This is a genomic window from Lysinibacillus sp. EB271-A1-10B (genome assembly GCF_058791335.1).
Genome location: NZ_JBYTDL010000025.1, coordinates 15,295 through 41,846, shown reverse-complemented (window position 1 = coordinate 41,846; position 26,552 = coordinate 15,295). Strand labels below are relative to the sequence as shown.

Annotated in this window: 29 protein-coding genes, 4 pseudogenes and 1 riboswitch; of the genes and pseudogenes, 15 read left to right on the top strand and 18 right to left on the bottom strand. The window is 35.0% G+C overall.

Annotated elements, in window-relative coordinates; translation table 11 throughout:
- Positions 1-291 precede the first annotated feature (291 nt).
- Positions 292-391, bottom strand: a riboswitch (purine riboswitch).
- A gap of 212 nt (positions 392-603) precedes the next feature.
- Positions 604-810 carry a hypothetical protein gene (locus AC3WSK_RS22445; protein WP_492414514.1) on the top strand — a complete coding sequence of 69 codons (207 nt, stop codon included), beginning with the start codon at positions 604-606 and terminating at the stop codon, positions 808-810.
- A gap of 52 nt (positions 811-862) precedes the next feature.
- On the opposite strand, the gene lepB is transcribed toward AC3WSK_RS22445, so the two are convergent.
- The 4 genes from lepB to dacB all read right to left on the bottom strand — a co-directional run bounded on the left by lepB (position 863) and on the right by dacB (position 4,912).
- Positions 863-1,423, bottom strand: coding sequence for a signal peptidase I (lepB, locus tag AC3WSK_RS22440; RefSeq protein ID WP_492414515.1), 561 nt, complete (start codon positions 1,421-1,423; stop codon positions 863-865).
- Positions 1,424-1,585: 162 nt separating this feature from the next.
- Positions 1,586-1,684, bottom strand: coding sequence for a transcriptional regulator (locus AC3WSK_RS22435; RefSeq protein ID WP_386830290.1), 99 nt, complete (start codon positions 1,682-1,684; stop codon positions 1,586-1,588).
- A gap of 430 nt (positions 1,685-2,114) precedes the next feature.
- The gene (locus AC3WSK_RS22430; protein WP_079561292.1) at positions 2,115-3,047 is read right to left on the bottom strand and encodes an LCP family glycopolymer transferase; all 933 of its coding nucleotides are present in this window, start codon (positions 3,045-3,047) and stop codon (positions 2,115-2,117) included.
- A 431-nt stretch (positions 3,048-3,478) separates the two neighbouring features.
- Entirely contained in the window at positions 3,479-4,912 is a 1,434-nt protein-coding gene (gene dacB / locus AC3WSK_RS22425) for a D-alanyl-D-alanine carboxypeptidase/D-alanyl-D-alanine endopeptidase (RefSeq protein ID WP_492414516.1), read from the bottom strand.
- A gap of 155 nt (positions 4,913-5,067) precedes the next feature.
- Between dacB and AC3WSK_RS22420 the strand changes: the two genes are divergently transcribed.
- Positions 5,068-5,439 carry a hypothetical protein gene (locus AC3WSK_RS22420; RefSeq protein ID WP_427482301.1) on the top strand — a complete coding sequence of 124 codons (372 nt, stop codon included), beginning with the start codon at positions 5,068-5,070 and terminating at the stop codon, positions 5,437-5,439.
- 71 nt (positions 5,440-5,510) lie between these two features.
- On the opposite strand, the gene AC3WSK_RS22415 is transcribed toward AC3WSK_RS22420, so the two are convergent.
- Both AC3WSK_RS22415 and AC3WSK_RS22410 read right to left on the bottom strand, forming a co-directional pair.
- On the bottom strand, positions 5,511-7,244 hold the full coding sequence (locus AC3WSK_RS22415; RefSeq protein WP_427482299.1) for an ABC transporter ATP-binding protein: 1,734 nt from the start codon (positions 7,242-7,244) through the stop codon (positions 5,511-5,513).
- The gene (locus AC3WSK_RS22410) at positions 7,241-8,983 is read right to left on the bottom strand and encodes an ABC transporter ATP-binding protein (RefSeq protein ID WP_492414517.1); all 1,743 of its coding nucleotides are present in this window, start codon (positions 8,981-8,983) and stop codon (positions 7,241-7,243) included. Before AC3WSK_RS22410 ends, AC3WSK_RS22415 begins: the two co-directional genes overlap by 4 nt.
- A gap of 753 nt (positions 8,984-9,736) precedes the next feature.
- On the opposite strand from AC3WSK_RS22410, the gene crcB (AC3WSK_RS22405) reads away from it, so the two are divergent.
- Genes crcB (AC3WSK_RS22405) through AC3WSK_RS22395 form a run of 3 tightly spaced genes read left to right on the top strand, consistent with a single transcriptional unit; the run spans position 9,737 to position 10,803 of the window.
- Positions 9,737-10,099, top strand: coding sequence for a fluoride efflux transporter CrcB (gene crcB / locus AC3WSK_RS22405; protein WP_079561287.1), 363 nt, complete (start codon positions 9,737-9,739; stop codon positions 10,097-10,099).
- Positions 10,096-10,425, top strand: coding sequence for a fluoride efflux transporter CrcB (crcB, locus tag AC3WSK_RS22400; protein WP_079561286.1), 330 nt, complete (start codon positions 10,096-10,098; stop codon positions 10,423-10,425). The genes crcB (AC3WSK_RS22405) and crcB (AC3WSK_RS22400) overlap by 4 nt, the downstream gene beginning before the upstream one ends.
- Positions 10,426-10,455: 30 nt before the next feature.
- A complete protein-coding gene (locus tag AC3WSK_RS22395) occupies positions 10,456-10,803 on the top strand; it encodes a hypothetical protein (protein ID WP_079561285.1) in 348 nt (115 codons plus the stop codon).
- A 126-nt stretch (positions 10,804-10,929) separates the two neighbouring features.
- Here AC3WSK_RS22395 and AC3WSK_RS22390 read toward each other — a convergent pair whose 3' ends face one another.
- Positions 10,930-11,286, bottom strand: a complete 357-nt coding sequence (locus tag AC3WSK_RS22390) for a Sir2 family NAD-dependent protein deacetylase (protein ID WP_492414518.1) — start codon at positions 11,284-11,286, stop codon at positions 10,930-10,932.
- Between the two features lie 15 nt (positions 11,287-11,301).
- Between AC3WSK_RS22390 and AC3WSK_RS22385 the strand changes: the two are divergent.
- Positions 11,302-11,577: pseudogene (locus AC3WSK_RS22385) on the top strand (transposase); the annotation flags it as partial.
- 177 nt (positions 11,578-11,754) lie between these two features.
- Here AC3WSK_RS22385 and AC3WSK_RS22380 read toward each other — a convergent pair.
- On the bottom strand, positions 11,755-12,246 hold the full coding sequence (locus tag AC3WSK_RS22380; protein ID WP_492414519.1) for a hypothetical protein: 492 nt from the start codon (positions 12,244-12,246) through the stop codon (positions 11,755-11,757).
- Between the two features lie 217 nt (positions 12,247-12,463).
- On the opposite strand from AC3WSK_RS22380, the pseudogene AC3WSK_RS22375 reads away from it, so the two are divergent.
- Positions 12,464-12,920, top strand: a pseudogene (locus AC3WSK_RS22375) (hypothetical protein); the annotation flags it as partial.
- A gap of 450 nt (positions 12,921-13,370) precedes the next feature.
- Entirely contained in the window at positions 13,371-14,528 is a 1,158-nt protein-coding gene (locus tag AC3WSK_RS22370; protein WP_079561283.1) for a Ger(x)C family spore germination protein, read from the top strand.
- Between the two features lie 218 nt (positions 14,529-14,746).
- Here the strand turns inward: AC3WSK_RS22370 and AC3WSK_RS22365 are convergent, their stop codons facing one another.
- Positions 14,747-14,923, bottom strand: coding sequence for a tyrosine-type recombinase/integrase (locus AC3WSK_RS22365; RefSeq protein WP_492535136.1), 177 nt, complete (start codon positions 14,921-14,923; stop codon positions 14,747-14,749).
- Positions 14,924-14,951: 28 nt separating this feature from the next.
- On the opposite strand from AC3WSK_RS22365, the pseudogene AC3WSK_RS22360 reads away from it, so the two are divergent.
- Positions 14,952-15,086: pseudogene (locus AC3WSK_RS22360) on the top strand (ADP-ribose pyrophosphatase); the annotation flags it as partial.
- A 139-nt stretch (positions 15,087-15,225) separates the two neighbouring features.
- Here the strand turns inward: AC3WSK_RS22360 and AC3WSK_RS22355 are convergent.
- On the bottom strand, positions 15,226-16,542 hold the full coding sequence (locus AC3WSK_RS22355; protein WP_492414521.1) for an amidohydrolase family protein: 1,317 nt from the start codon (positions 16,540-16,542) through the stop codon (positions 15,226-15,228).
- A 251-nt stretch (positions 16,543-16,793) separates the two neighbouring features.
- Positions 16,794-17,603 carry a YitT family protein gene (locus AC3WSK_RS22350; protein ID WP_492414522.1) on the bottom strand — a complete coding sequence of 270 codons (810 nt, stop codon included), beginning with the start codon at positions 17,601-17,603 and terminating at the stop codon, positions 16,794-16,796.
- A gap of 239 nt (positions 17,604-17,842) precedes the next feature.
- Here AC3WSK_RS22350 and AC3WSK_RS22345 point away from each other — a divergent pair, with 239 nt between their 5' ends.
- On the top strand, positions 17,843-18,718 hold the full coding sequence (locus AC3WSK_RS22345; protein ID WP_492414523.1) for a LysR substrate-binding domain-containing protein: 876 nt from the start codon (positions 17,843-17,845) through the stop codon (positions 18,716-18,718).
- Positions 18,719-18,989: 271 nt separating this feature from the next.
- Here AC3WSK_RS22345 and AC3WSK_RS22340 read toward each other — a convergent pair whose 3' ends face one another.
- The gene (locus tag AC3WSK_RS22340; RefSeq protein WP_079561280.1) at positions 18,990-19,298 is read right to left on the bottom strand and encodes an antibiotic biosynthesis monooxygenase family protein; all 309 of its coding nucleotides are present in this window, start codon (positions 19,296-19,298) and stop codon (positions 18,990-18,992) included.
- A 91-nt stretch (positions 19,299-19,389) separates the two neighbouring features.
- Positions 19,390-19,812: pseudogene (locus AC3WSK_RS22335) on the bottom strand (DMT family transporter); the annotation flags it as partial.
- Positions 19,813-19,987: 175 nt separating this feature from the next.
- Between AC3WSK_RS22335 and AC3WSK_RS22330 the strand changes: the two are divergent.
- A complete protein-coding gene (locus AC3WSK_RS22330; protein WP_079561279.1) occupies positions 19,988-20,659 on the top strand; it encodes a response regulator transcription factor in 672 nt (223 codons plus the stop codon).
- The gene (locus tag AC3WSK_RS22325; protein WP_492414524.1) at positions 20,659-21,894 is read left to right on the top strand and encodes a sensor histidine kinase; all 1,236 of its coding nucleotides are present in this window, start codon (positions 20,659-20,661) and stop codon (positions 21,892-21,894) included. Before AC3WSK_RS22330 ends, AC3WSK_RS22325 begins: the two co-directional genes overlap by 1 nt.
- A 37-nt stretch (positions 21,895-21,931) precedes the next feature.
- Here the strand turns inward: AC3WSK_RS22325 and AC3WSK_RS22320 are convergent, their stop codons facing one another.
- From AC3WSK_RS22320 to AC3WSK_RS22300, 5 genes are all read right to left on the bottom strand, one after another.
- Entirely contained in the window at positions 21,932-22,486 is a 555-nt protein-coding gene (locus tag AC3WSK_RS22320) for a ferric reductase-like transmembrane domain-containing protein (RefSeq protein ID WP_079561277.1), read from the bottom strand.
- On the bottom strand, positions 22,487-23,386 hold the full coding sequence (locus tag AC3WSK_RS22315; protein WP_492414525.1) for an FAD:protein FMN transferase: 900 nt from the start codon (positions 23,384-23,386) through the stop codon (positions 22,487-22,489). It lies immediately after the preceding gene.
- A gap of 13 nt (positions 23,387-23,399) precedes the next feature.
- A complete protein-coding gene (locus tag AC3WSK_RS22310; protein ID WP_079561276.1) occupies positions 23,400-23,642 on the bottom strand; it encodes a hypothetical protein in 243 nt (80 codons plus the stop codon).
- 12 nt (positions 23,643-23,654) lie between these two features.
- Positions 23,655-24,302 carry a copper amine oxidase N-terminal domain-containing protein gene (locus tag AC3WSK_RS22305; protein ID WP_492414526.1) on the bottom strand — a complete coding sequence of 216 codons (648 nt, stop codon included), beginning with the start codon at positions 24,300-24,302 and terminating at the stop codon, positions 23,655-23,657.
- 178 nt (positions 24,303-24,480) lie between these two features.
- The gene (locus tag AC3WSK_RS22300) at positions 24,481-24,978 is read right to left on the bottom strand and encodes a DUF1062 domain-containing protein (RefSeq protein WP_492414527.1); all 498 of its coding nucleotides are present in this window, start codon (positions 24,976-24,978) and stop codon (positions 24,481-24,483) included.
- A gap of 565 nt (positions 24,979-25,543) precedes the next feature.
- Between AC3WSK_RS22300 and AC3WSK_RS22295 the strand changes: the two genes are divergently transcribed.
- From AC3WSK_RS22295 to AC3WSK_RS22285, 3 genes are all read left to right on the top strand, one after another.
- The gene (locus AC3WSK_RS22295) at positions 25,544-25,654 is read left to right on the top strand and encodes a YjcZ family sporulation protein (RefSeq protein ID WP_079561273.1); all 111 of its coding nucleotides are present in this window, start codon (positions 25,544-25,546) and stop codon (positions 25,652-25,654) included.
- Between the two features lie 326 nt (positions 25,655-25,980).
- On the top strand, positions 25,981-26,100 hold the full coding sequence (locus AC3WSK_RS22290) for a YjcZ family sporulation protein (protein ID WP_079561272.1): 120 nt from the start codon (positions 25,981-25,983) through the stop codon (positions 26,098-26,100).
- A gap of 259 nt (positions 26,101-26,359) precedes the next feature.
- Positions 26,360-26,473 (top strand): YjcZ family sporulation protein, encoded by a 114-nt coding sequence (locus AC3WSK_RS22285; RefSeq protein ID WP_079561271.1) that lies wholly within the window; start codon positions 26,360-26,362, stop codon positions 26,471-26,473.
- Positions 26,474-26,552 lie beyond the last annotated feature (79 nt).

Sequence of the window (26,552 nt, the reverse complement as noted above, 5' to 3'; positions counted from 1 at the left end):
CCCTTCTGTTACACTTTCATTTTTGTAGGGAGATATGGATTATGCCTCGGCATAATTGCGTCCGGAATCGGCTTTATGCATAGGCCTGCACGACGCAGGTCAGTTAGCCGTTATCGCATGGATGCGATGATTTTAGGCTAACATCCTCTAAGAACTCCTTTCCGATTCCGTGACATCCGCCGGAGGCTTTAACTTCTTTCAGCAAATGATTTTTGTAGCGAAAGCGAAGCGTCGGCTACAAATGTATGTTTGGATACTGATGAAAGAAGTTAAAAAAAAATCCTGACTACAAAAATGAAGCACGATTTTTGTAGTCAGGATTTTATGGTTCCTGGTAGAGACCCTCAATCCATATTATTGAGGTTATACATATCAAATATTTACGTTAGCTATATTAGCATATTGAAATTTGCATGACAACACTTTTTTATTATTTCTTCTTGTCATCCATAAACTTAGTTCACTATAGCACTCTCATTCATTAAAGTGCAACCCCTTACCTACTAAAAAACCATATTAAAAGAAAGAAATTTCAGATTTTAATTATATTTTTTCAAGTTTGACCATACATACTAATATAACAGAACATTGTGAGGTGATTGTTTGCGAATAGTAGGTTTAGTATGCTATTTTTTATTGTTGTTTTATGGTGTAGAACCAATAACAGAAGAGCTCTCAATCGATCAACAAGCAATCAATTCTCCTAGTCTGAGCAAACAGCAAATCCCCATAAAAGAAACGGTTGAAAATTCAACAGTTTGTTCCTATTATTCCACTTATAAAGTTTGCAAAGATTTATCAGCGGACTAAAAAAAGAGGCTACTTAACGTAGCCTCTTTTTCACTGCAAGTCCCTATTTAATTTACTTTGAACCAATATGGAAACGATTAAACGGATATATTGTTAATTTAGCTTCACCATATACGGCATCTTTAGAAATTAAGCCATAATGGCGGCTATCAGAACTTCTTAAACGGTTGTCCCCGAGTACAAGATACTTACCTTCAGGTACCTTTTTCTCATTTACTAATTGCTCTAACGTGAAATTTTCTGTAATTCGTAATTGCTTAGGATCATCTGTTTGACGATTCACATAATCCTCTTTATAAGCTTTTCCATTTACATATAAAACATCGTCTTTCATTTCAACTGAATCACCTGGTAGGCCAATTACTCGTTTAATATATAACTCATCCTCTGTTGGTGATTGAAAGACAATTTGATCAAAGCGTTCAATTTTACTCATTTTACTTACAATAATAATATCCTTATCATGATAAGTTGGGTACATAGAAGCCCCTTGTACTTTAATCGGTGCAAATAAAAATTGCTTACAGCCTAAAACAACTATAGCAGTAATTACAATAATTTTAAGATAGGATATTATATCCTGTTTGAAACTACTTGTTTTCTCTTCTTGCATGCTCATTCCCCGATACTGTTTTTTTATAGTATAACATTTTCTACAGTATATGGACGAATTTTCACATAAATTGTTTCATGTTCATAAAAAATAGACAAAGCTATTTTATAACTTTGCCTAGATGCATTCTATTCTTTTATTTTTCGATTATGAGTGGTTACTTTACGTAGTAGTAGAGTGTTGCTGATTAGTTAATAAGTCTACTGTTAAAACAATACCTACATGTAATGCAACTGCTAAAAAAAATGTACCTATAATCATCACAATCACTCCTTCAACCATTTCTAATACAATTATACATCAATTTTCTGATATTTCAAATAAACAAAATAATAAATCAATTATGTTTAGGCCTAATGTGTCCGGTATCGGCTTTGTACCGAAAGCGTAGCGGCAGGTACAGGTGTTTAGACACCCACTGAAAGTAGATAAAATAAAAAAAACCATTCAACTAGGCATGCACCCTACCTGAATGATTTTTTATGTTTCACATGAAAATTTTTAAGCACAATAGTTGTAGATGACGCATAGCAGAACTGAATGAATTTTTTTGAACTTTACGCTTAGGCACATAGCTTTGCATGCAATTGTTTACAGCTGTATACCTAAGCACCTGGGTCCTTCCATTCATGTATCTCCCTCCCCTCATTGTCAAAAGGTTTACCACTATCGTACTCAAATTGTTACTCTTTTATTGCAAATGAGCTTTTAATTCCGATTTTATTTTTTCTAGCTCGGTCTCTTTAGGGATGAAATACCATATGTTATCAATTCTTTTGCCATCTCCCTCTTTAAACGACAACTGCTCAAGATTCCCATCCATATTTTTATAAATACTTTGTAGTTGAATTAAATCCTTCATCGTAAAATTCATACGAACATTATCTCCTACTACATCAAGCATATCTGAAGCCTTTAATAATATAGAAGATTTCGATGAAGCTTTTTTCAAAACCGCTTCAATAATTTGTCGTTGGCGAATTTGACGACCGAAATCACCACGAGGATCTTCATAACGAATACGTGAGAAGATCAGTGCATTATCACCATCTAAAGTTATCTCACCTTTCGGATAATGATAGGAATCAAAGGTTAAGTCCATGTCATTATCAATGGTTACCCCACCAATCGTGTCAATAATTTGCAGGAAGCCATCCATATTAACAAACACATAATAATCAATAGGTATATCTAAAAAATGCTCCACCGTATCGACTGCCATTGGGACGCCGCCAAATGCATAGGCATGGTTGATTTTATCGACGGAATTATGTCCAATAATTTCAGTACGAGTGTCTCGAGGTATACTGAGCATCTTCATCGTTTGTTTTTCAGGGTTCACGGTAATGACAATCATCGTGTCAGAACGTCCACTGTCATCTTTTCGTTCATCTACTCCAAGCATTAACACGGAAAACGGGTCTTTTTTCGTCACTATTTTTTGTTCTTTACTTTCATCCGTTGTTTCAATTAATGGTGTATTTATTTTATTCATTGTTTTTTGGATAGTGTAATAAGCAGTACCTATAAAAATTAAAAAAATCGTTAATAAGCCACCTACTATCCAAAGCCATATTTTCTTCTTGCTCTTTTTTTCTTTAGTGCGTTTTGTGTTTTTTTCCATACATAAGTCCTCTCTTGCAAAAATTTACCCTACTTTTTGACGTATTAAGTTGGAAAAAAGTTAATATAGTCTAATTATATGCATATCGGACGAAAAAAAGACGTACAGTAATATTTACTAATAACACATAATATTACTTTATTTGTAAATTAAATTTCGATTATTTAATGTCAGCTAACATTATGATAAAAGGACTAATATTATGCCACTATGTTTTTTACAAAAATAGACACTCTTTATCCGCATTCATCTCATGATCTATTGAGATTGCAGATTAGAATGGCCTTTGCTTTCTACTACAAAAAAGGAATAGAAAAAAGGTCAAGACACCTTTACATTGCCCTGACCCTTTTACACCTGTAACTGACGCTTCGCTTTCGCTACAAAAAAACACCCTGCTGAAATAAATTAAACCCTATTGTTCAACATTCTTACATTTCATTTGCAATCTGTTTGACAATTTCATCAATAGTTGGGATAGCTGAAGTTTTATTGGCCTGTGTCAAAATACTAAAGATATACCACTTGCCACTCTTTCCTTTTACATAGCCACACAAAGCATATGTTCCAGAAATATAGCCTGTTTTAGCAGATACACTATAGCCCTCCATGCGATTCTCTAAAGTCGCACCAACAAGGCTGCCCTTTCTTCCTGCATGCGGTAATGCATCTAAATAGGAGGAATACCAGGATTTATTGCGAACATTATATAATAATAGACTTACTTGCATACTGCTTACTCGATTTTGATGACTTAAACCAGAACCATCTTCAATATACCAATGCTCCATATTAAGCCCAATATCACTACCATACGTACGAATCGCTTTAATGCCAGCCGACCAGCTTCCTTCGTCAAGTAACTTTCGCCCGAGTTGTTTAGTAAACATATCACCCATCCCATTAATGCTTAACTTTAAATACATAAAGTTAATATCCTGTAATGGTTTTGAATATGAAATACCTACTTGTTGTGCATTCTCAGGTACTTTTCCTGTTTCAATTGGCATTGTTTGGATACCTTTCGCTATTAATTTTTCTCGGAATACATCAAGTGTATATAGCGTTGGATGATAGACAGCTACATTTGTACTTTCCTGCGAATCTACTGGTAAGTTACCTGTTACAATGATTTGATCTGTACCGTATTCTCTTGTAATTTTCACTGTACTTTTCTCGTCCTTGTTCACAACTTTTGTTTTGTTAACAACCGGAATGGTACTTGCAAACGGAACAAGCTGGACATTACCCGTAGTGCCAACCTTTGAGCCTGTCACTTTCACTTGCACAGTTGCAATATCATATTGATCATTAGGCGAAATCGTTAATGCCGAAATGCGCGAAGCATATGGTTGATCTTCTTCTTCAGGTACAATTCCCTTTGGTAAACGATCTGCATCAAACCAAGTATCATCCCCGATTAAGGAACCCGTAATTTTCGAGATACCTATCTTTTTCAATTCATTCGAAAACGATTCTAAATGAACAGGTAAAAGCGTTGGATCTCCCCCGCCTTGTATATAAATATTACCGTGAAGAACACCATCTTCAATTGTGCCATCGACATATGTCTTCGTAGCAAAGCGATAATCAGGCCCTAATAAATCCAAAGCAGCGGCGCTAACTAAAAGCTTGAGCGAAGAAGCAGGGCGTATCATTTTATCTCCATTTCTATTGTAAAGTACTTCCCCAGTTTCTATATCTCGTACAGTAATACTATACTCATTGTTCTTCCAATTTTCAGCAATGATGCTATTCACTTTTGTTGTCATCATTTGCTTTCGAGCTCTTTCCTTCACAACAAAGGTAATTGGCAAACAACAAACCATTAAAATAATCATAAAAAAAATAATTTTCTTTTTCATAGACCCTCCAATTGGCAATTTTTACTTCAACACACTTTATCCCGCAGGAAAAATCGGCATTTTTCACAAAAAATAATATGTCAACTTTTTTATTCGACAAGAATAAACTGTAATAGCTAGCTAAATCATTTCATCGGGAAAGGAGTTGTTTATAAATGGGTGCTAAATGGATAAAGATTTCAGTCTTATATTTAGTGATTGTTTTGGCTTTTGGACTGTTTATGCATTATACAATTCAACTCGAATGGACGGCGACACACGCACACATCGGTGTGGTAGGTTGGCTGACTACTGGTTTAATCGGTTTAATTTATTCAATATATAAAGATGCAGCCGAGACAGGACTGGCCAAAGCACAATTTTGGTTCTACAATCTCGGATTGCCGTTCCTCTTAGTCGGTATGATGATGGTTCATCTAGACGTACCGCGCTGGTTATTTGAGCTCTTTGTATCTGGTGGCGGTATCGCAGTAGCAATTTCAGTACTGTTCTTTTTTGTCAATGTCTTTAAAAATGTAAAATCTTAAAATGTAAAATCTTAAATAGAAAGCCTCACTTTTTCACAAAGTGAGGCTTTCAGCTTGTCGGAGTTTAAGTATTATTGCAATGAATTCGCCTGCATTTGATACATTTTTTCATAAATGCCACCCTGTGCTAATAGCTCATCATGTGTGCCACGTTCCATAATCTTGCCGCGATCTAACACAAGAATACGATCGGCATTTTTAATAGTAGAAAGTCGGTGAGCGATAATAAATGTTGTACGTCCTTTTTTCAGTACATCCATCGCATGCTGAATAATCTCCTCTGTTTCCGTATCTATATTAGAAGTAGCCTCATCTAAAATTAAAATTGCCGGATCAAAGGCAAGGGCACGCGCAAAGGAAATTAACTGGCGTTGCCCAGATGACAGTGTGCTCCCCTTCTCAATAACAGGCTCATCATAGCCATCTGGCAAGTTCGCTAAAACACGTTCCCCACCAACAGCCTTTAATGAGGCTTCTATTTTTTCTCGTGAAATTTTAGGATTATTTAGGCTAACGTTCGAAGCAATAGTACCTGTAAATAAGTATGGGTCCTGTAAAACAATACCCATATGTTCACGCATTGTTTGACGAGGAACCGAAGTGATGTCGATTCCATCAATCGTAATTCTCCCTATAGATGGGTCATAGAAACGGAACAATAAGTTCATAATAGAGCTTTTCCCAGACCCTGTATGGCCTACTAAGGCAATTGTTTCACCTTGGTGTGCTTCAAATGATAAATTTTTCAATACGTAATCATCATTTTTATAGGCAAAGGAAACATCTTCGAACACCACATTTCCTTTATATCTAGGCATACTTTTTTCAGCCACTGGCTCCCCGTTCGTATCTAACACTTCAAAGACACGCTTTCCTGCAACGAGTGAGCGCTCAAGCTGAGAAAATTGATTGACGATATTCGTGATTGGATTAAATAATCTCGTTAAATAATCGACAAAGGCATATAATGTCCCCGCAGAAATTACCTCCGTGGCCGTAAATGACTGTGTACTAAAGTAGAAAATAAAGACCGTAAACATAATTAGTCTTAATGTATTAACAAGGTTGAAGGACGTTGCAGAATCAAGGAAAAGTAGCTTGCGTTCATATGCATAATGCTCATTATTCATATCATCAAATTCCTTCGTCATTTGCTGCTCACGACGGAAAGCTTGAATAATTGTCATTCCTTGAATCGATTCGTTAATCATCGCGTTAATATCGGCAATTTTCGTTCTGATGACATCATTATATTTCGAGGCCACTTTACGGTATAAAATCATCCATAAATAAACGACTGGTATCATAGTCAATGCTAACAATGCCATTTTCCAATTTAAAATGAAGAGTGCGATATAAACACCCACAATAGAAATTAAACTCGTAACGAAGTTTGACAGTACTTGAACATATAAATTGCGAACAGCCTCGGTATCATTCGTTACACGGGCTACAATTTTCCCTGCTGGTAAAGTATCGAAGTACTGAATTGGCAATGTTTGAATATGCTCAAATACATCCTTACGTAATTTTTGTACAACACGGTTGGCACCCATTTGTAAATAAACATACATAAAATAGCGTAAAACAGCAGTAGCTATTGCTAAAAGTAAATACACAAGTAATAACCAAGTGATTGGTTTTAATTCAATGTGACCAATTGTCATGTAATTATCAATAATATGCTTTGCAATAAACGGTCCAACAAGCTCCGTAAAGACGGCGATTGTTAAGAAAAATAATCCTAGTAGAATCGTCTTTTTAAAATACATTGCATAGCGTGTTAAACGTTGACTCGTACTCATGAGGCACCTCCTTCAAGCTGCTGACGGTCAAATTGCTCTTTATACCATCCTTGTTGTGAAAGAAGCTGCTCATGCGTTCCCTGCTCTACAATTTGGCCTTCATCTAGCACGATAATTAAATCTGCATGCTGAATTCCTGATAAACGATGCGTTGTAATAATCGTCGTTTTATCTTGTCGTTCTCGCTGTATATTTTCAATAATTCTTGCCTCCGTCTTGGCGTCTACAGCAGAAAGCGAGTCATCAAGCATTAAAATTTCAGGGTCTTTAATAAGAGCACGCGCAATGGAAACACGTTGCTTTTGACCACCCGAAAGAGATACACCCTTTTCACCAACAAGTGTCTCAAGGCCCATCGGTAAATTTTTTAAATCTTTTTCAAAGTATGCAGAACGAATCGCCTGGTGCAATTCAGACTGTGTAGCATCTTCTTTCCCAAATAAAATATTTTCACGAATAGTACGTGAGAATAGAACATGATCTTGTGGAACATAACCAATCCAATCGAGTAACTGCTCCTTCGTTTGTGCAGCAATATCTACTCCATCAATCGATAGCTGGCCCTCCCCGATTGGATACTCACGTAATAGCTGTCGCAGGAAGGTCGTTTTTCCCGCTCCCGTTTTACCAACAATCCCTAGTGTTTGCCCCTTTTTCAACGACAAAGAAATTCGCTGAAGGTTTTTCACCTGACTCAGTGGATATTGGAAGCTTAAATCATCAAAGCCAATCGCATTTGGCATCGCAATTGTTTGTGGATTCGCAATATTTCGAACATCCGCCTCATAGTTTAGTGTTTCCTGTACGCGATCAAGAGAAGCGTTACCTTGCTGCATCACGTTTATAAGTTCCCCAATTGCAAATATTGGCCAAACTGCTAGCCCTAAGTAAACATTGAACGTTACAAGTTGCCCAACTGTCATAGCCTCAATTGCTACTAAATGAGCACCATAGCCAAGCGCTACAACATAACTAATCCCAGTACCGACCTTTGTAATCGGTCCAAATAAGGCATTAATTTTTGCGGTATGCATATTTTTTTCATACACTAACTCGCTCATCTCTGCAAAATTTGCTTCGTCCTTTTTTTCTTGTACGTATGCCCGTACAACTCGCACACCTGCAACCGACTCTAGAACACTATCATTCAGTTCACCAAAAGCATCCTGCGCCTTCATATAGCGTTCATGCACTATTTTCCCTAAATATTGAATAAGGATGGCCATGATCGGTACTGGTAGCATTGCAAAAAAAGTAAGCTTCCACGAAATCATATAACCCATGGCAAAAATAATAAAGCCCATGTAGATAGTAGAATCGATCAGTGTCATAATCCCAAACCCGGCAGTCATCGACACTGCGTTTAAATCATTCGTCGCACGGGCCATTAAATCTCCGGTACGATTTTTCTCATAAAACGTTGGCGTCATGCGCAAAAAATGCTGCATAAGGTTTCGACGCAAAATTTTCTCTAGATTAATAGCCCCTTCAAATAATCTGAATTGCCACACAAAATTAAGGGTATAACCCCCAATAATGATACATATGAAAATCAAAATATACTTCGTTAAAAGAGCTTGTGTCATTTCTCCAGCAGTCAATAAATCGATAATTGACCCTAGCAAATACGGTGGAACAACTTCTAAGCCACTCGCAATCATTAATAGCACGACAGCTATTGTATATTGTTTCCAATATTCCTTAAAAAACCAGCTTAATTTACTTAAAACATCAAACATACTTTATAACCTTCTTTCTCTAGTGCTGTTAAAGCTTTGCTACCCACTATCCAGAAATACCTTGATGAAAATCAATTTTTCTACTTTGTTTCGCATACACATGCACTCCTATTTTCATGTTCACTACAACCCTTTTTTGCAACAAAAAAAGACACATACCCAAAAAAGAGCATGTGTCTCTTAATAAAAGGCAAGGAGTAACCCATGCCTTTTATTGCAATGTAAAATAAAATGTTAGAGGACATGGACAATGTATGCAGTTGTGATTTGAAATGATACTGGTAAAATTAACATCGTCATGCCCTCCTTTACTTAAGTTTGTTATAGTGTTCTTGAAGATTATCACATCTTAGAAATATTTGTCAACCAACTCGTTGTTATTTTTTACGTTTTCCAGGAAATAATTAGCGCTTTAAAGCAATGAATTGCTACATGTCAATTATGGCGATACCTAATTGCGTTCGAGGGCTTTAGGCCAACAGATTTTGCGCGAAAGCGTCGTGCTAACGTAGCAGTAGAAAGTACGATAGGTCCAAATCATTTTATCGGAACAATTTTTAAATTCATCGCCTAACTTTGTTTATTTATCACCCAACTTTTAAACTTTATCGCTTCAAGAGGTCAAAATCATGTCATTTTAAATTTGCGCTCTCTTTCATATATTTGAATCCATATAACTTATAGAAATATATCTAAATTGATACTCTCATGATACACTTTTCAATATAGATATTTTAGTAAGGAGTCTTTACTTTGAAATCATTTTTAGCTGTTGGAATCGGCGGGTTTTTGGGTGCCATCTGTCGATATAACCTTGGTCAAGCACTTCAAAATACAGGTGGTTTTCCAATTGCAACACTTTGTATGAACTTAATTGGTTGCTTTTGTTTAGCATGGCTATTTACTATGTTTACAAAGCGTACGCCTATTATTTTAGGAATTGGCACTGGTTTTTTAGGTGCCTTTACGACATTTTCGACATTTTCTTTAGAAACGCTATTACTTTTGCAAGATAGTAAGTGGCTACTAGCTATTCTTTATATTTTAATAAGTGTTTTTGGCGGTTTAGCATGTGCATGGCTAGGATTTAGACTTGCGAAGGGGCGCAGCGTATGATAGTTATTGGTATCGGTGGATTCTTTGGTGCACTAACCAGATTTTATCTTGGAAAATTGATTGCTCATCCATACCCATGGGCAACATTTTTTATTAATATAACAGGTTCTTTTGCACTTGGCCTTCTATTTGCATTACAGCCAAATGATTGGATTTGGCAGTTTATAGGGCTTGGTTTTTTAGGGGCCTATACGACATTTTCAACATTTGGTTTTGAATGTTTGCAGCTCTTGGAACAGAAGAAATGGAAACAAGTGATTATTTATATATGTACTACCGTTTTATTTGGTTTACTTTTCGCTACACTTGGCTTTTTCCTTGTGTAGCAGCATTTATGACATACTAGAGGTGATTTTTTGACACAGCCATCCATTGAACAATTACAAGTGCTCGAAGCTGAAATTGAACAAACATTATATACTTTAATCGACTTAGAGCTAGAAGAAAACTTTCCAGAAATGAATACCCGCTTTGCACAATTACTTGCAAAGGTTCAGGCTGCTCAGTTAATTGATTATAAACTTGACGTCCTCGTTGATCCTCAAGCATTAGCAACAGAAACATGCACTCTACTCCAAAGTTTAATAGAGGCAAAAGCTAGACCACAAAAAAGACAACGACTTTTAACACACCGTATGATTTTAAAAATATGGCTACGTAAAAACCAACGCTTTATGACCGAATTTTTACCACAAATGTTTTAGGCGCCTCTTGATGTTTCAAGGGCGCCTCCTTTTAAAGTGACAATTGCTGCGACACTTCTTTTACTTTTCCTTCAACTGCATGATGCGCAATATCTAAATTAATATAAGCAGTTTTTCCTTTTGTCATCATTGGAAGTTGATTGACAGGAAACACTTCAAGGCTTGTCCGATAACAAGAACAAGCTCCGCTGCACTGATTGCTTCCATTGCATTGTTCCAGCTTATTTGTGGTAAGTTTTCTACAAAAAGCACTACATTTGGCCTTAGTTTGCCATTACAATGTACACTACTCTCTTTGTGTAAAAAACTTTCCATTGGAGCAGCTTTTTCGCAGCGATGACAACGAATGGAGCGTATTGAGCCATGTAACTCCTCTACCCTTTGATTTCCTGCTAGCTTATGAAAACCATCAACATTTTGCGTAGCAACTAACGATACAATTCCTCGCTTTTCCCAATCAGCTAAAGTTTGATGACTTTTCATGCGGTGCTACCTTTTGGAAGCTTCTCACTTTATGAAAATCCACGCCAACTTATAAAACAAGCGGGATTAACATTACGTGAAAGCTCGTCTGGTCAACATAAGGGACAAAAACATATCTCTAAACGAGGACGAAAGAAGCTTAGAAATGCTCTATTCAAGGTTATAGTCCCGCTGATTCGTCAAAACGAAGCGTTTAAAAAGCTTCATGAATATTACACAACAAGACAACAAAAACCCTTAAGGGGAAAGCAGTCAATGGTGATACTCTGTGGTAAATTACTGAAGGTATTACAGCGTCGTCATAAGTATCGCAGAGATCCATTGTGCATCACATAGTGAACGGAACTTGAAAAAGCTGCCGCCTGCAAAGTACAGACAGCAGCTTCAAAAGGTTGCCGCTCTTTTCAAAATGCCCTTACAAAGGGTACACTTCAATTCCCCAAAGTTTTTAATAAAATCACCTACACACTATGCCTTGGAAAATGTAATGGTTTCTCCAATATTAAATGTTTTACTTTTCTTCTTTCCCTCTAAATCCCAAGTTATTGTGATCGTTCCTTTACTCAATAAATCTTTGATATCCTTATTTTCAAGCTGCTTATAATTTATAATGATCTCGTCTTTATATTCTATCTTATTTTTTTCTGAATCTTTATCTTGATAACTAGAACCGTTCCAATAAACGTCTTCCCCTAATAACTCACGAAATGAATAGGGTATGTTTATTTCTAAATCATCGATATTATCGGAATAATCTACATTTAATGTAAATTCTAGTTTTTTATAGTTATTTTTCTGAGATTTATCTATATTACTGTAATTTTTCTGAGTCTTTTCATCAACCTCAATTATTTTAGTATTAATATTAATTATTGGATTAAAGCGATAATACGTATAAGTACCTACCCCGACTACTAAAAAGACTAGCAAAAGAACAACTATGAACCGACTTTTGTTCAAAATATCCCTCCTACTTAAAAAGAAAAACAATAACTTAATGCTCAAGCATCGGTTATTGTCTTTCTATTACCAATTACGGTTGAATTAACTTATTAATTTAACTTACTTTAATAACTACTTACCAGTTTAATACATTATCATCCCATAACGGCCACTTTTGTTGATTAGTACTTATACTAACGTCAAATGAAAGGCCACCTGTTATACTTCCTTTTTCGTAGTGGTACGTGCAAGTCGTAATATTAATAATGAAGAATTTATATTCTTCTTCTTTCTTGTATCTATAGCGTTTATTGCTTTTATGTTTTTGAGCTTATTAAAAGGAAGTTTTTTCCATAAACTTTCTTCATCATTACCTATTAGATTAAAGGCACAATCTTTTTTCTTGGATTAGGAAATGTTATTTATTTCTGATAGGGATTTTCTACAGTTTTACATTTTACGGCATTTTAACTAGTGTTTTTATTGTTGTTGGTCCTTATTTATTAAGGATTATAATGTCTACATTTATAAACAATACAATTACCAAGAAAATAAATCCAGTATATATTTTCCTATTGATTACATTTTTAATGATATTTGGATTTTACTCACCGATATTTATTATTCTTAGTGTAGTGTTTGGAAGCTATACAATTAATATGATTTCTTCTCAAAACAATATGAAAGTATATACCCTGAAGTTGTTCATATAACACCTAACTACCCTCAAACTTTTTTGACAGTTGGAGATGCTGATCCACTTGCCCCACAATCGACAGAGCTTATAGATGGATAGGCAATACTTATTCGGACAAATTTAATAGGGACTAAGGGGCAATCACCCATCATTCCAACGAAGAAGAGCTTGATATGGAGAGGTGGGCATGATGGCCTGGTTTGGCGAAGCAAGCCCTATTCAGCTGGCTTTTCGGGGCAAAGAATCATGCCCATAGAGGCTCCTTGAAGCTACTTATGCGCCCCTTATACTTGAAAAGAGCTATTTATTCCCCTTAAAAAAGCTGTCCAATTCTGTTGCCATTCCATGAACTCTCCCTAGAAAAAATTTAAAAAACCTTTTATTTATAATTTTCTTCATTTTTGCCAAACTAAAAAATATGTATTGATATTTAAGGTGGAGAGCGATGAATAGGATAATTACGGGCTTATTTATATTAACTGTAACACTCCCTCTTCTATCCGGATGTTGGGATGAGATAGAACCCCAAAAAATGTATTATGTTAATGGGGTCGGAGTGGATTTTAAAGATAATCAATACGAAATTTATCTACAATTAATTAACTTTAATGACGTAGCAAAATCTGAAACACCTTCTGTTCCGGAAGCGCCTGCAGAGATTGGATATGCTACAGGGGAAACTATGGAGGAAGCAATTTATGAATTATATCGCTCCATTGACCAAGAAGTATTTTGGGGACATATGACCTATCTGATATTTACAGAAGAGGCTTTAAAACACGAGGAAGTTAATTCAGTTTTCGATACTTTTTTGCGCTTTAGAGAAACAAGATACCAGATGAATGTTCACTTTACCCAAGACTCACTAAAAGAAATTCTTTTGATAACACCTATTTTGAATAAATCACTAATTGATTCAAAATTAAGCCATCCATTAAACGCCCGAAAATTAGAAGTGTTTACGGAACCTGTAAATTTAAGAAATCTAGTTATTGGTTTAAATGAACCTAGTCATGAAGTTAGTTTACCTCTCGTTTCGATTGATAAAAATTGGGATACAACAAAGGAGCACCCTTCAAAAGAAACTACAATTAAAGGGATTGGGATACTTTCAAAAGATGGATTTAAAGGGGTAATTAAAGGTGATACTGCAAGAGGTATCAACTGGATGTATAACAAAAAAAATAGAGGAGACTTAACCTTCAAATTAGACAACAATAAAAGTATAACAGTAGATATGGAAGAAAAATATTTTGATGTTAAACCAGTTATTAAAGGCAATCAAGTACAGTTTGAGGTTAACATTAAAGTCGATGTTATACTTAATGGTTTCAAAAAAAAGGCAACAGAAAATGAAATACGTAAGGGAGTTATTAAAAAAGTTAAAGAGGAAATAAAGACAACCTATAAAGCAGGGTTACAGTTAGACGTTGATATTTATCGTTTATCAGAACACCTTTATCGAAACAACGTAAAAGTATGGAAAACATTAGAGATCAATGGAAAAATACCCTTGACTGAAGAATCAATTAGTAAAATCAATGTTGAAATAGACAAAATAAAATCTGGAAGAAAAACATTTACAGAAACAATTAATAAATAAACACAAAATGACCAGGCTCACAAAGGCTGGCACCATTCAGTGACAAACAAATCATTTTGCCTGGTGCTTTAGTTAAATTTTTGAGTCACGAAAAATCAAACCAAAAGACAGATTTTCTACATTTGTAGATTAGATCTGTCTTTTTAGTTTTAACAGTAACAATCTTTGAGAACACAGCCTTCTTTAAACAATTCTCCCTCTTCATATAAAAGGTTATTTTACATCCAATCATCATACATTTCCTTACGAGCATGATCGAACAACTTGGTATATACTCGGGTAGTTTGATATATTTCATGTCCCAACAAGGTCTGAATACCCTCGATTGGCATTCCCTTTTGTGCTAGATGTGCAGCTAAATTGTGTCGTAAAGTGTGCGGTGTTACAAGGAACATTAAGGAATAAATATAAATGGAGATTGTTATGGGATACATTATGGATTTAAGAAAAATAGTTGGCAGTCGTCCACTAATTATGGCAGGGGCGTGTGTAATTCTTGTAAATAGTAATAATGAGTTATTGTTACAACTTAGAAAAGACAATAATTGTTGGGGGTTAGCTGTAGAGAGCTTCGCTTGCTGGCAAGTCCTTTTTTATGCACTAAAAAAGTGCGAGACTCTGTACAAATACGTTGCACAAGTCTGCACTTTTATTTTGCATAAACAGGTGAGAAAGTTTGTAACAACAAACCGATTTATTAAAATGAATCCAATGTCTGATCCAATCTTTCGTTCTTTTCAATGATTAAATCTTCAAATAAAACGCCATTTTTAATTACCATACTAAGCTTTGAAAGATTTTTGATATCTTCTATAGGATTATTTGGTAATATCAATAAATTCGCTCTCTTCCCTTCATCGATTGTACCTATTTGTTTATCAACTCCTAAAATTTCCGCATTACTTTTTGTCACCAAATGAATGGCTTTCTTTTCAGTAATACCACCAAAACGAATCATATGATCTAACTCACGCCATAAATCATAGTGTGATACGTAAGCCATTGCCGCATCATTTCCAACTCCAACACTAATATTATTCTTGATTGCTTGCTGGAAACTAATCAACATATCTTCATAGACAATTTTAGCATTTTCAAACAGGACATCATTAATATTTGTTATGCTTCTATCTAGTAATGCGTAGGGATAAGCAGCTTGAAATGTCGGAATCAGTGAGGTATATCCTCGTAAGGCATTAGGGTTTTGTTTATAAAGAGAAATGATATCTTCATCCATTGGAGCTCCATGTTCGATTGAATCTACGCCACCTTTTAAAGCAATCCTAACACCTTCAGTACTCTCTACATGTGCTGCAACCATTATCCCAATTTTATGAGCTTCTTTACAGATGGCAAATACTTCTTCTTCGGTTAATTGAATACGTCCGGCTTCACCAATTGTTTTTGCATCAGTTACGCCACCTGTTACACAAATTTTAATCCAATCTACACCTTGCCGTACATTTTTACGTACATTTTTCACACCATCCCAGGGACCGTCAGTCTCTAGTGCTAAATACGGGGCTCCATGACCACCAGTAGCGCTAATAAAGAAACCTGAGACGAGTAAATCTGGACCAATAACTTTTTTGTTTTGTATATCGTCTCTCAGTTTTACATCTTGATAAAAGAATTCACCCACAGAGCGTAATGTAGTTATGCCGGATTTAAATGCGACTAAAGCATTTTTCTTCATTCTATTGTAAATAAATTTCTTGCCCAATTTAGTATCTAATATTTTTATTCCGAAATTCAGCACTTCTTCACTAAAAGATAGTCCAGTAGGGTTTCCATCAGAAAATAAATGTGCATGTGCATTTATGAGTCCTGGCATAACATATTGATGATTAATATCAATTTGTTCATACTCTTTAGAAATTATTATATTTTGACGGCTTTCAATTTTTTCAATAATGCCTCGATTATCTATGAGAATAATCATATCTTTTTCGATTTCTCGATCCATATCGCCGTTTATAACTGTGCAATTAATTAATGCTGTTTTCATTTTCATATCATTATCCTCCTCGATTTAAATAGTAAATTTATCATTCAATCAATTAAATAAAAAACCGTACAATTATGATAAATTTTATGATAAATTAAATAACTCAGTACATAATCGTTTTACTATGAGCGAACAGAAATACCGAATGATGTCACATCTATACTTAAAAAGGTTGTACCGTTACTGACGAAAATAATTATACCTTTTTTAAAATTTTTGTTCTTTAAACTCTTCCATTAATATATTCCCTCTCAATTTTAGCTTTTTCTAAATAAACCTAATACTTCTGTTGACTCCATAATATTTACAAATGCTTGTGGATCAGCTTCAGAAATTAAGTTTTTTATTCTTGTTAGTTCTTCCCGAGAAATTACGGTCATTAATACATGTTTTTTCTCATTGGTATATGCACCTTCTCCATCCAATAAAGTAATCCCACGTACAAGATTTGATAATAGCTTTTCTTTCATTTTTCCTGCCTGGCTCGTTACAATCATTAGTGTTATTTTTCGATGTTTTTTATGAATTGTATCAATCACTTTTCCTGTAATAATAATGGATAATAAACTGTTTAAAGCAATGTCCCAATCGAAGAATAATCCTGAAACAATGACAACAACTGCATTAAGTAAGATTAAGAATCTGCCAAGCTGAATGTCTTTTTTTTGTGAAAGCAACATCCCAATAATATCGAATCCACCTGTTGAGCCCTTGCAGTTGAATACCAATCCAATACCGACACCGGCAACTACACCACCAAATATTGAAGAAAGTAGAAAATCGCTTGTCACTGCATTTATGGGAATAGCATATAGCGCTGCCGAAAATGTGATAACTGATACAATTGTATAACCAATAAATCGTCTTCCAAGCTTGACATAACCCAAAATAAGAATAGGTAAATTTAGTAAAAAGTTTACTAATCCAGTATTAAAAGGTGTTAAGATGCCAATGATAATTGCAACCCCACTAATCCCGCTGCTTAAAATATTATGGGGGATTAGGAAAAGATTAAAAGAAAGTGCTGTAATTAAAGAGCCAACAATCACTCCAAGTAACTGATACATATTTTACCGCCCTTCAATAAATAATATTATTTACGGATTCATCTTTTTTAATTCGAATTAATCCTATAAATTCAACAATTGTTAACTTAGCAATCAGAAGAAATTCTCCATTCCTCCAAGTTAAAACCATCTCTTTACCTTGACTTAATATTAAACAATAATAATAATTAAGAGAAATACTCAAAAAACGTCTTATTAATATCTTTTAGATATAAATGTTTGAAAGGGAGAAAAAGGAAATGGAATTGAGGCACATCAGATATTTTTTGACTTTGGCAGAAGAACTAAACTTTAGTAGAGCTGCAGAAAAACTCCATATCGCACAACCACCTCTAAGTAAGCAAATCAGAGAATTAGAAGAGGAAATGGGGGTACGATTATTTAATAGGACGAAGCGACATGTTGAATTAACAAATGCCGGAAAGGTGTTTCAGAATAAAGCCTATCAAATCATTGATCAAGTTGAACAAGCGTGTATTAGTACGAGATTAACCTCTACAGGATCTGAAGGCGAACTTATAATTGGCTTTAGTGGCTCAGTGCAAGACCTTATTCCGACAATTCGAAATTATCGTGAACGATACCCTAAAGTTGGAATAGTATTACAACAACTCAGTACACCTCTTCAAGTTAAAGCTTTAAATGAAAAAAGAATTGACATTGGTATAGTAGCTGCACCAGTGAATTGTAAAAAAATTTATGTAAAACCAGTCCGAAAGGTGAGTTTAAAGGCAATTATTCCAGAGAAACACCCCCTTGCTTTCAAACAATCAATTTATATTCGTGATTTGGAAAACGAATCATTTATAATGGCAACTAAATCAGCTGCTCCATTTTATTATGAAACGTTTATGGAACTGTTCCAAAATGTAGGATACGCTCCGAAAATTACAATCCAGGCAAATGACCTTCAAACTGTTTCGGCATTGGTCGCGAATGGTATGGGAGTTGCATTGTTACCGTCATCAATTAATCCATTAAGTGGTTTAGTACAAAGGAAAGTTGAGGATATAAATAATACAATTGAAGCATCGCTTGCGTGGCGAAAGGATAATAATTCGGAAATACTAGACAAATTTTTAAAGTTATATTTTGAATTTAATACTAATGATTAAGTTTGTTAAAAAAAGCAAAAACTACGCGATGCTTTATCACATCTCGTAGTTTTTCTTTAAAAATCTCGTAGTATTTAGACAGCCCTTTCGACTCTGCTATCTTTTAAATGATATAATTTGTCCAAAACAGTGATGCAAAAAAATAAGATCACCGATAAAACAATGCTTCGATTTTAAGCTTACTTATTGCATCACGAATGAGCTGTGTTAAAAATAATATATTCATTCAAATTACATCACGATTAAGTTGAGCTTTTTATTGCAAGATGAATTACATTATAAAAGAATAATCTTTTATGACCTTACAAATTTCCACATTATATTGCTTGTACCATTTTTCTTTTCCAAATTGCTGTGCAACTAGATGTTTTGAATTTTCTTTCCATGCCTGAATAGCCTCTAGTGATTCCCAATACGATACAGTAATACCCTTCCCTTCGGTATTTCTAGCACTTTCTATACGAAGAAAACCTGGCTGTTTTTGTGCTAATTCATCCATAACTTCTGCCATCTTAGCATAGCCTTCTCCATCCTCGTCTGTTCGTTGTGATGTAAAAATTACAGCATAATATGTTTCCATAACTATTTACTCCTTTCTAAATATGTATTATTGTAATCGATAAATACTTTTATGAATATCGAAATGTGGCATGCAGAAAGGATCGTGACGAAACTTGTGCACCCATTGTAATCATAACACCAATAACCCCCAACAAAACACCACACCATTGATACAATCGGTATCGCACATTCGTAAATATAGTAGCAAATATAACTACAAGCAAAGGATTCGTAAATGTTAAAATAGAGGATTCACTTGCCGTAATTGTACGTAAGCTTAAAAAAATACAACCCATTACACCAGCGGTTTGAAATGCCCCTATTATTAGAATTTTAATCCAGCCTTCTTTTGAGGTCGGATGAGGCCTTTTTAAAGCGATCACGATGACACCCATTATCATCCCTGCTAGTATAAAGCGGAGTGCAGCCAATAACAGTGGAGATGCGTACGGCAACCCCAATTTGACAACGGCAAATGAAGACCCCATTAGAAATGTTGTCAAAACTAATAATGCTATGAATTTATAAAACATTGTTGTCCCCCTATTTCTATGTCTAAGGACATTATAGATAGGAAATACTTCAACTCTTATCGAAGTATGAATTACATAATTTTAAAATTAGAGATGGTGAAACGAAGCATTTTCAGTTTCATTTCATTTTTCAAGCGTATACTTAGCTGAATATAATCACTAGGAGGAAGCTGCCTTGAAAATATTACTAGCAGAAGATGATGCACGATTAAGAAGAAATATCGTTCATATGTTAAAGAAAGAATTTCATAATGTCACTGAAGCGGAAAATGGACAGGAAGCGCTAGACCATACGCATACTGAGAAATATGATCTTGTTATTTTAGATTGGATGATGCCACTCGTTAGTGGTATTCAATTATGTCAAGAGCTACGAAACACTGGATTCAATGGTAGTATTTTAATGCTAACAGCAAAGGACGACACAGAGGACATTATTAAAGGGCTTGATAGTGGTGCTGACGATTACATAGTAAAGCCATTTAAAATAGAGGAACTGTTAGCAAGAATTCGCGCATTACTACGAAGAAAAGATAAAGTGATAGAACAGGTCATCCAGATCAATCAATTACAGCTGAATGTAGATTCCCGAGTGTTTTTGTACAATAATGAAGTAGTGGATCTTACTAAAAATGAATTTTTACTGTTAGAATATTTATTTTTCAATAAAGGACGTGTACTAACTAGGGAACAAATTTGTATTTATATATGGGGCTACGATTACGATGTTTCGAATAATTCTTTAGATGCTTTAGTTAAGCTTGTGCGGAAGAAAATTGATGATAGTCAATCTAAATCACGCATTCAAAATGTCAGAGGTATTGGCTATAAACTGAGGGAAGGCTAATGTTTCATAAAACGAAAAAAAAATTATCCTATTTGTATGCAACGCTTTACTTTTTATTATTTTCACTATTCGTTATTGTTCTATACTTTTCACTCGTAAAATTAATGGAAAATCAACAAATAAACGAGTTGGAAGACTTTTATGGTAGGCAAGAGCACGATTTCTTTGAACATGTTCATGCAAACACTAAAACTTTAAGTTATGACCCAAATCGCAATTTCTTTTACTATATTTACACAAAGAATCATAAGTTTGTCCATGGTGATGAATCTTCCAAAGGACTGAAGAATCAGATCGAAAAAGCATTTGCTAATAGGAATCCAAGTGAGGAACTCGTACAGCATTATGAATGGCAGGAAGAGCATTTTCTACTTCTAAAAAAGCCCATTTTCAACGACGATACTGTAGTAGGCTATATTATCGTTGGTAAATCTGTGACGTCACAGCATCACTTTTTCCAGATGACAAAGTATTTACTAATAGTATTAACTTTTATTTCAACGATTTTAATCGGTCTACTGGCCTATTATCTAGCTGGTAAAGCGATTGTCCCGATTCAATGGTCGTTCGATAAACAAAAAAAGTTCGTATCCGATGCCTCTCATGAATTACGAACACCACTAAGTATTTTTTATAGTTCACTTGAAATTTTAGAAATTGAGGAAGCACGGCAATTAAGCCCTTTGGGAAAAGAATTGATTGCAGATTTAAAAGATGAGGCTGAAATAATGAAGGAACTCATAGATAAAATGTTGTTCTTAGCAAGACACGATCAGCATCAGGTTGCCGTTCAAAAAGAAATCATTCCATTATCTACTTTACTCAAAAAAGTTAGCTCGAAATTTCAAAGGCTTATGCCTCCTGAAATACAGTTTTCTACTGATATCCAAGAAAACCTCGAGCTGCTCGGCGATGCTTCAAAAGTTCAAGAGTTGCTTTATATTCTTTTAGACAATGCCATTAGATATACAAATAGTGGAACCATAACACTTACCCTTTTCAAAAATCAAGACGCTGTAAAAATTACTGTTGTAGATAGCGGAGTCGGTATTACTGAACAGGAATTACCTTTAATATTCGAGCGATTCTACCGAAGTGATGCTGCTCGCCAACGAAATGGCACTGGTTTAGGTCTTGCCATAGCTAAAGCAATAGTGGAGCAACATGATGGGAAAATTCACGCGACAAGTATAGTAAATAAAAGCACTACAATTCATATTGAATTCCCTATTTAATAAGGAATCGGGGCTTTTTAAACAGCCCCGATTTTAGTTAATTATTGTGTAACATTGAAACATTTACTTTTTTCATGAACCCGCTTAATGTTCTTATAACTAGTACTAACATAGTCATCCCTCCGGAAATTACATAAAACATTATAATCAACGTATTTTCTGTATCCGTTCCTATAAGCACTCCGTGAACAAGTGATAATACCCATGCTGGTAACACAAGAAAGTGAAGTTTTTTCCATAAGGAGCGATTCATAGTTCGAATCCATAAATCTGATGTCATGATGACCATTAAAAACAAATAAAATGCGATTGTTCCAAGGGCCGATGGTAGAGACCTATAGTTAGCTGAGAAAGGAATTAAAATCCCCGCTATACTATAAGGCTCATAACGATCGATTAAAAGCACTACCATATGAGCGATTACGGTAATTAACCCTAGCCACCCTGCATTTTGATGGATATGATAAATTAAATTTTTATGTGATTTAATAAATGAGGATTTTCTCAACAAACCAAATATAATGGAAATTGTAAAGTAAAAATACGCTAACAACCCTAATAATCGAATCCATTCCCACGTACTTATGATCATTTATTTCACCCCTGTCATTTTCCAATTTCCTGCTTGCTCTTCTTTAACAATGAAACGGGCACTTTGTTGACAATTATTTTCGAACCATTGCTGCAATTCACGTTCATCCATAAGAAAGCAAAGTTTCGCCCCAACCTCTGCATCACATAAAGAGGACGTTACGACTGAAGCTTGTAATACTTCTGTATTGGCGATTTCACCTGTTTGTCCGTTTAATACATGATGTTTCTTCATCGCTCCTTGCATCCAGCTTCGATAAACCCGATTGGATGTAGCAATGGCGCCTGTTTTCAGTTTAATCGAGCTAATTTCCTTGTCGATATCCAAGGCATCCGCAACACCGATTGTCCAGGTCTTTTCCCCAGAAGACCACATTTTCATATCCCCTCCCCCGTCTATTAGTCCGAACTCAGGCGATATCTCTTGCTCAAGCCAATTCGCCAATTTTTCAATTGCATACCCTTTAGCAAATCCACCTAAATCAATTTCCTGCTGTGTCACCCTCAGTATTTGCTCATCACCTAGAAATTCAAATGGTTGCTCTGCCATTAGCGGTTTGTTTTGAAATGTCTTCCTTTTAGTTGAATCAAATGGGAAAGAATGATAGTAGCCATGATGTTCTAATTGACGTTTAAGATAGGGAGAAAATAAACCATTAGAAAATTGGTAATACCGATCCGCTTGCACTAAACAATCATATAGGAACGAACTAATGCGGAGCGTTTTTCCAATTTCTAAATTATTAAGTTGTGATAATTCATTATTTGATTGAAATCTTGACCATTCTTTTGCTACGTATTGAAGCCAATTCTCTGCTTTTTCTTTCCATACGAAATGAGCCCCTTTTGGCATAGCAATATAAAATTCAGTATTCATTATTTGTAAAGTTAGTGTATCCACACGACCCACTCCATTACGTTCTTTTCGTTTTGCGCTCGCTTTTGACAGCAGGTTGCCTTGTCACTTCAAAGTTTGTCCAATCTAGCTGTACTAGTTCTTTTTCTTTTTTTGTCATACTTCCGTGATCTACTTCCTGAACATTATTTGTGCGTGTAGAATCGGCTTCTGCTGGGCTGTTAATTTGGGATAGTATGGCTGCTGATAAAAGTAGCCCCGATGCCCCTAATACCCATTTAGCTTTTTTCGGATCTTTCATAGTGCTTTCCCCCTAATTCGTAATTGGCTGGCAGACAAACGTTTGGTTACTTTCTTGCCATTCAGCTATATAACCTAAGCCATTCGTTATTGTACTAATAGGTACATATAATTCTTCATTCACATAAAACGCTTGTGCAGGTGATGGTGCTTTCACATTGTTATCATATACAACGTTAGTTCCAGCACGGTAAATCAATTCATTTTTTTGATGTTGGATATTTAAAATCTTACTTGCTTTGTAAAAGGTTGCTTTTGCTCCTAAAGCTTGAGCTACTGCTTTTCCTGGCACAAAGAATTCCCCGTCTTTTGGTATTATAAAAAAGCTCAGCTCCTTATTTGTACCTTCTACCTTGAACGTAACCTTTTGAGAGCTTGTAAAAGGTAATACTTCTTTATCTGCTGCAACTGTTCGAGTCCAAATATTCCAAGTCCCTTTTGCACTTACAGCATCTTGAAAATAGTAAGTTTCACCTTCTTCTTCATCGTCATAGTAATAGTTCTCATCATCATCATCATCATCTTTATAGTCCTTATATTTTTTATACTTTTCTTGTTTTTTATCTTCATGTTTATGATCGTCTGCATGTACGACAACGTCATTTGTAACAAAACCCGCTAATATAAGAACTACAACAAGGCTAATTTTTTTCATCCTCATCTATAACACTCCTTTCCTTTGTCTTCATTCTAGGTTTTAAAAATGATACGAGACTGAATTTTTCAAACAATTTTTTACAGCTAAAAAAGCCATTCCTATGGACAGATTCCTCTGCACTTAGAAATGGCATTGTTCATTAGGCAATTATTTTAAGATTCCAATCAGAGTACTTAATCTTTTAATCAATGAAAATAGAAATACATTCACCCTTTGACAATCTTGCACTAGGTTTAATGATTTGATCATTTAATTGAATCATACCTTTTTCAATTTTTTTGATGATCTGTGATCGGCTCCAATCCTCAATTTGGTTTGCAAGCACTTTATCAATTCGATGTTTTCCTACCGCATCATCTAGTACAATGTGTATTATCTTTATTCCTTGTTCTGCTAAGCTAGATATCGCAATCGTTGACAAAATTAGAAATTCCTCTTTCTGGTCATCCACTTCAACAACATGCTCTGGGAACGTTTTATAAATAGCTAACTTTTTATTCCAAGTATGATTGTTTTCGCATTTATAAATTGCATATTGATAAATATTTTTTCCATTTGCGTTATGCCTTCGTACAGTTGTATCCGTAAAAACAGATATCGATCCACACATTTTACAGTGCTTCTTGACAGTTCGTTCTGGTAATTGAGAAAGCTTCCAGCGGAACGTAATAGTTAACATTAATCCTTCACCTCTTAAGATAAAGGTACGCAAGCGTCTATTTGGATATTTCGCTGTACAATGTGAAATTTCTTAAATAAATAAAAAAGGAGATCCTGCACAAGGACCTCCTGACACATTGAGACTACAGGGTTGCTCGGTTCCTTTGTAATGAAAAAATAGGCATACTACCCCCTTGGAAAAAAACATTGTTTTTTAAGGGGTATGCTATCCATTTTATTGATCATTACAAAGTAAAGTTTGGCATACGTGTTCTCCTGTATCCTTTCCACCCAAATAGAATTATCCTTATTTCACTATATAATTACATTTATATACAAATGGAAGGGTATTCAATTGTTGGATCTGCATAGAGCAAATTTTATCACACCTCGCCCATTGTCTTTATACACATAGCTACCTCCTATTTATATAAAGCCATTTCCGACTGAACATGACTGTAATTAACATTGTTTTCACACAAAAGAAGCAAGCAGTCCTAATTCTAAAAAAATTTAAATAGGATAAATACCCCCTTACTTTCCACAACCATACATATTATAGAAATAGAAAGGAGGAATATTTCATGGGATACTATTGCGGTGGCTCTTCAGGCGGCTATGGCGGTTCATCATTCGTTTTAATTGTCGTTCTATTTATTCTTTTAATTATTGTCGGCGCTAGTTTCATGTATTAATCTTCGGACCCTTTTTGCTCACAACAAAAAATAATAGGATATAGCTAATTAACTTTACACCTCCTTCTTTTAGGATCACTTTTATTTTAAAGTGATCCTTTTCATGTTAACTTGCCTGTAGAATTCAGAAAAAATCTATCCCTCTGCCTTCTTGAATTTCTTGTAATAGCATTCAATTACTTTATATTGTTAAAATGAACTGATTACTAATCACTTTTGAGTGTCACGCCCCTTTTCTAAAATTATTTAAGCATTGTATAGTTAATAATCAATATCCCTTTTGATTACGATGCATAGTATAAATTAAAGAAGGGGGGGAATTTATTATGTCTCAAAATTGTGGGAGTGGTAGTGGTGGCGGTTATGGTACAGGTTCAGCATTCGCGCTAATTGTTGTTCTATTCATTCTTTTAATTATTGTCGGCGCTAGTTTCATGAAATATTAATACCCAATACCGCCACAAATGCTCATAACTTGTGTAAGGTAATACTAATGTAACCTTACAACTTCAAATCTGTACTAAGGGTCACAATCCTCCGGTGACCCTTTTATACTTCCTCTCCCAATGTTCAGCGCCTAAAATTACGTTCATAATCATCTAATGCTATTTTTTTCAACATTTTACTAAGGCATCCTAAGATAAATATAGCAACTCTTTTTGACAACTTTACATATTATAAAGTATAAGAAAGGAGGGATTTACTATGTCTGAATATTGTGGTAGTGGTAGTGGATATGGCAATGGCTCAGCATTTGCGCTAATTGTTGTTCTATTCATTCTTCTAATTATTGTTGGCACTAGTTTCATGAGATATTAATACCTAATACCGCCACCTATACTGCTCATAACTATTAGGATAATACAAATTTAGACTTAAAATTATCCTCCCAACTAAA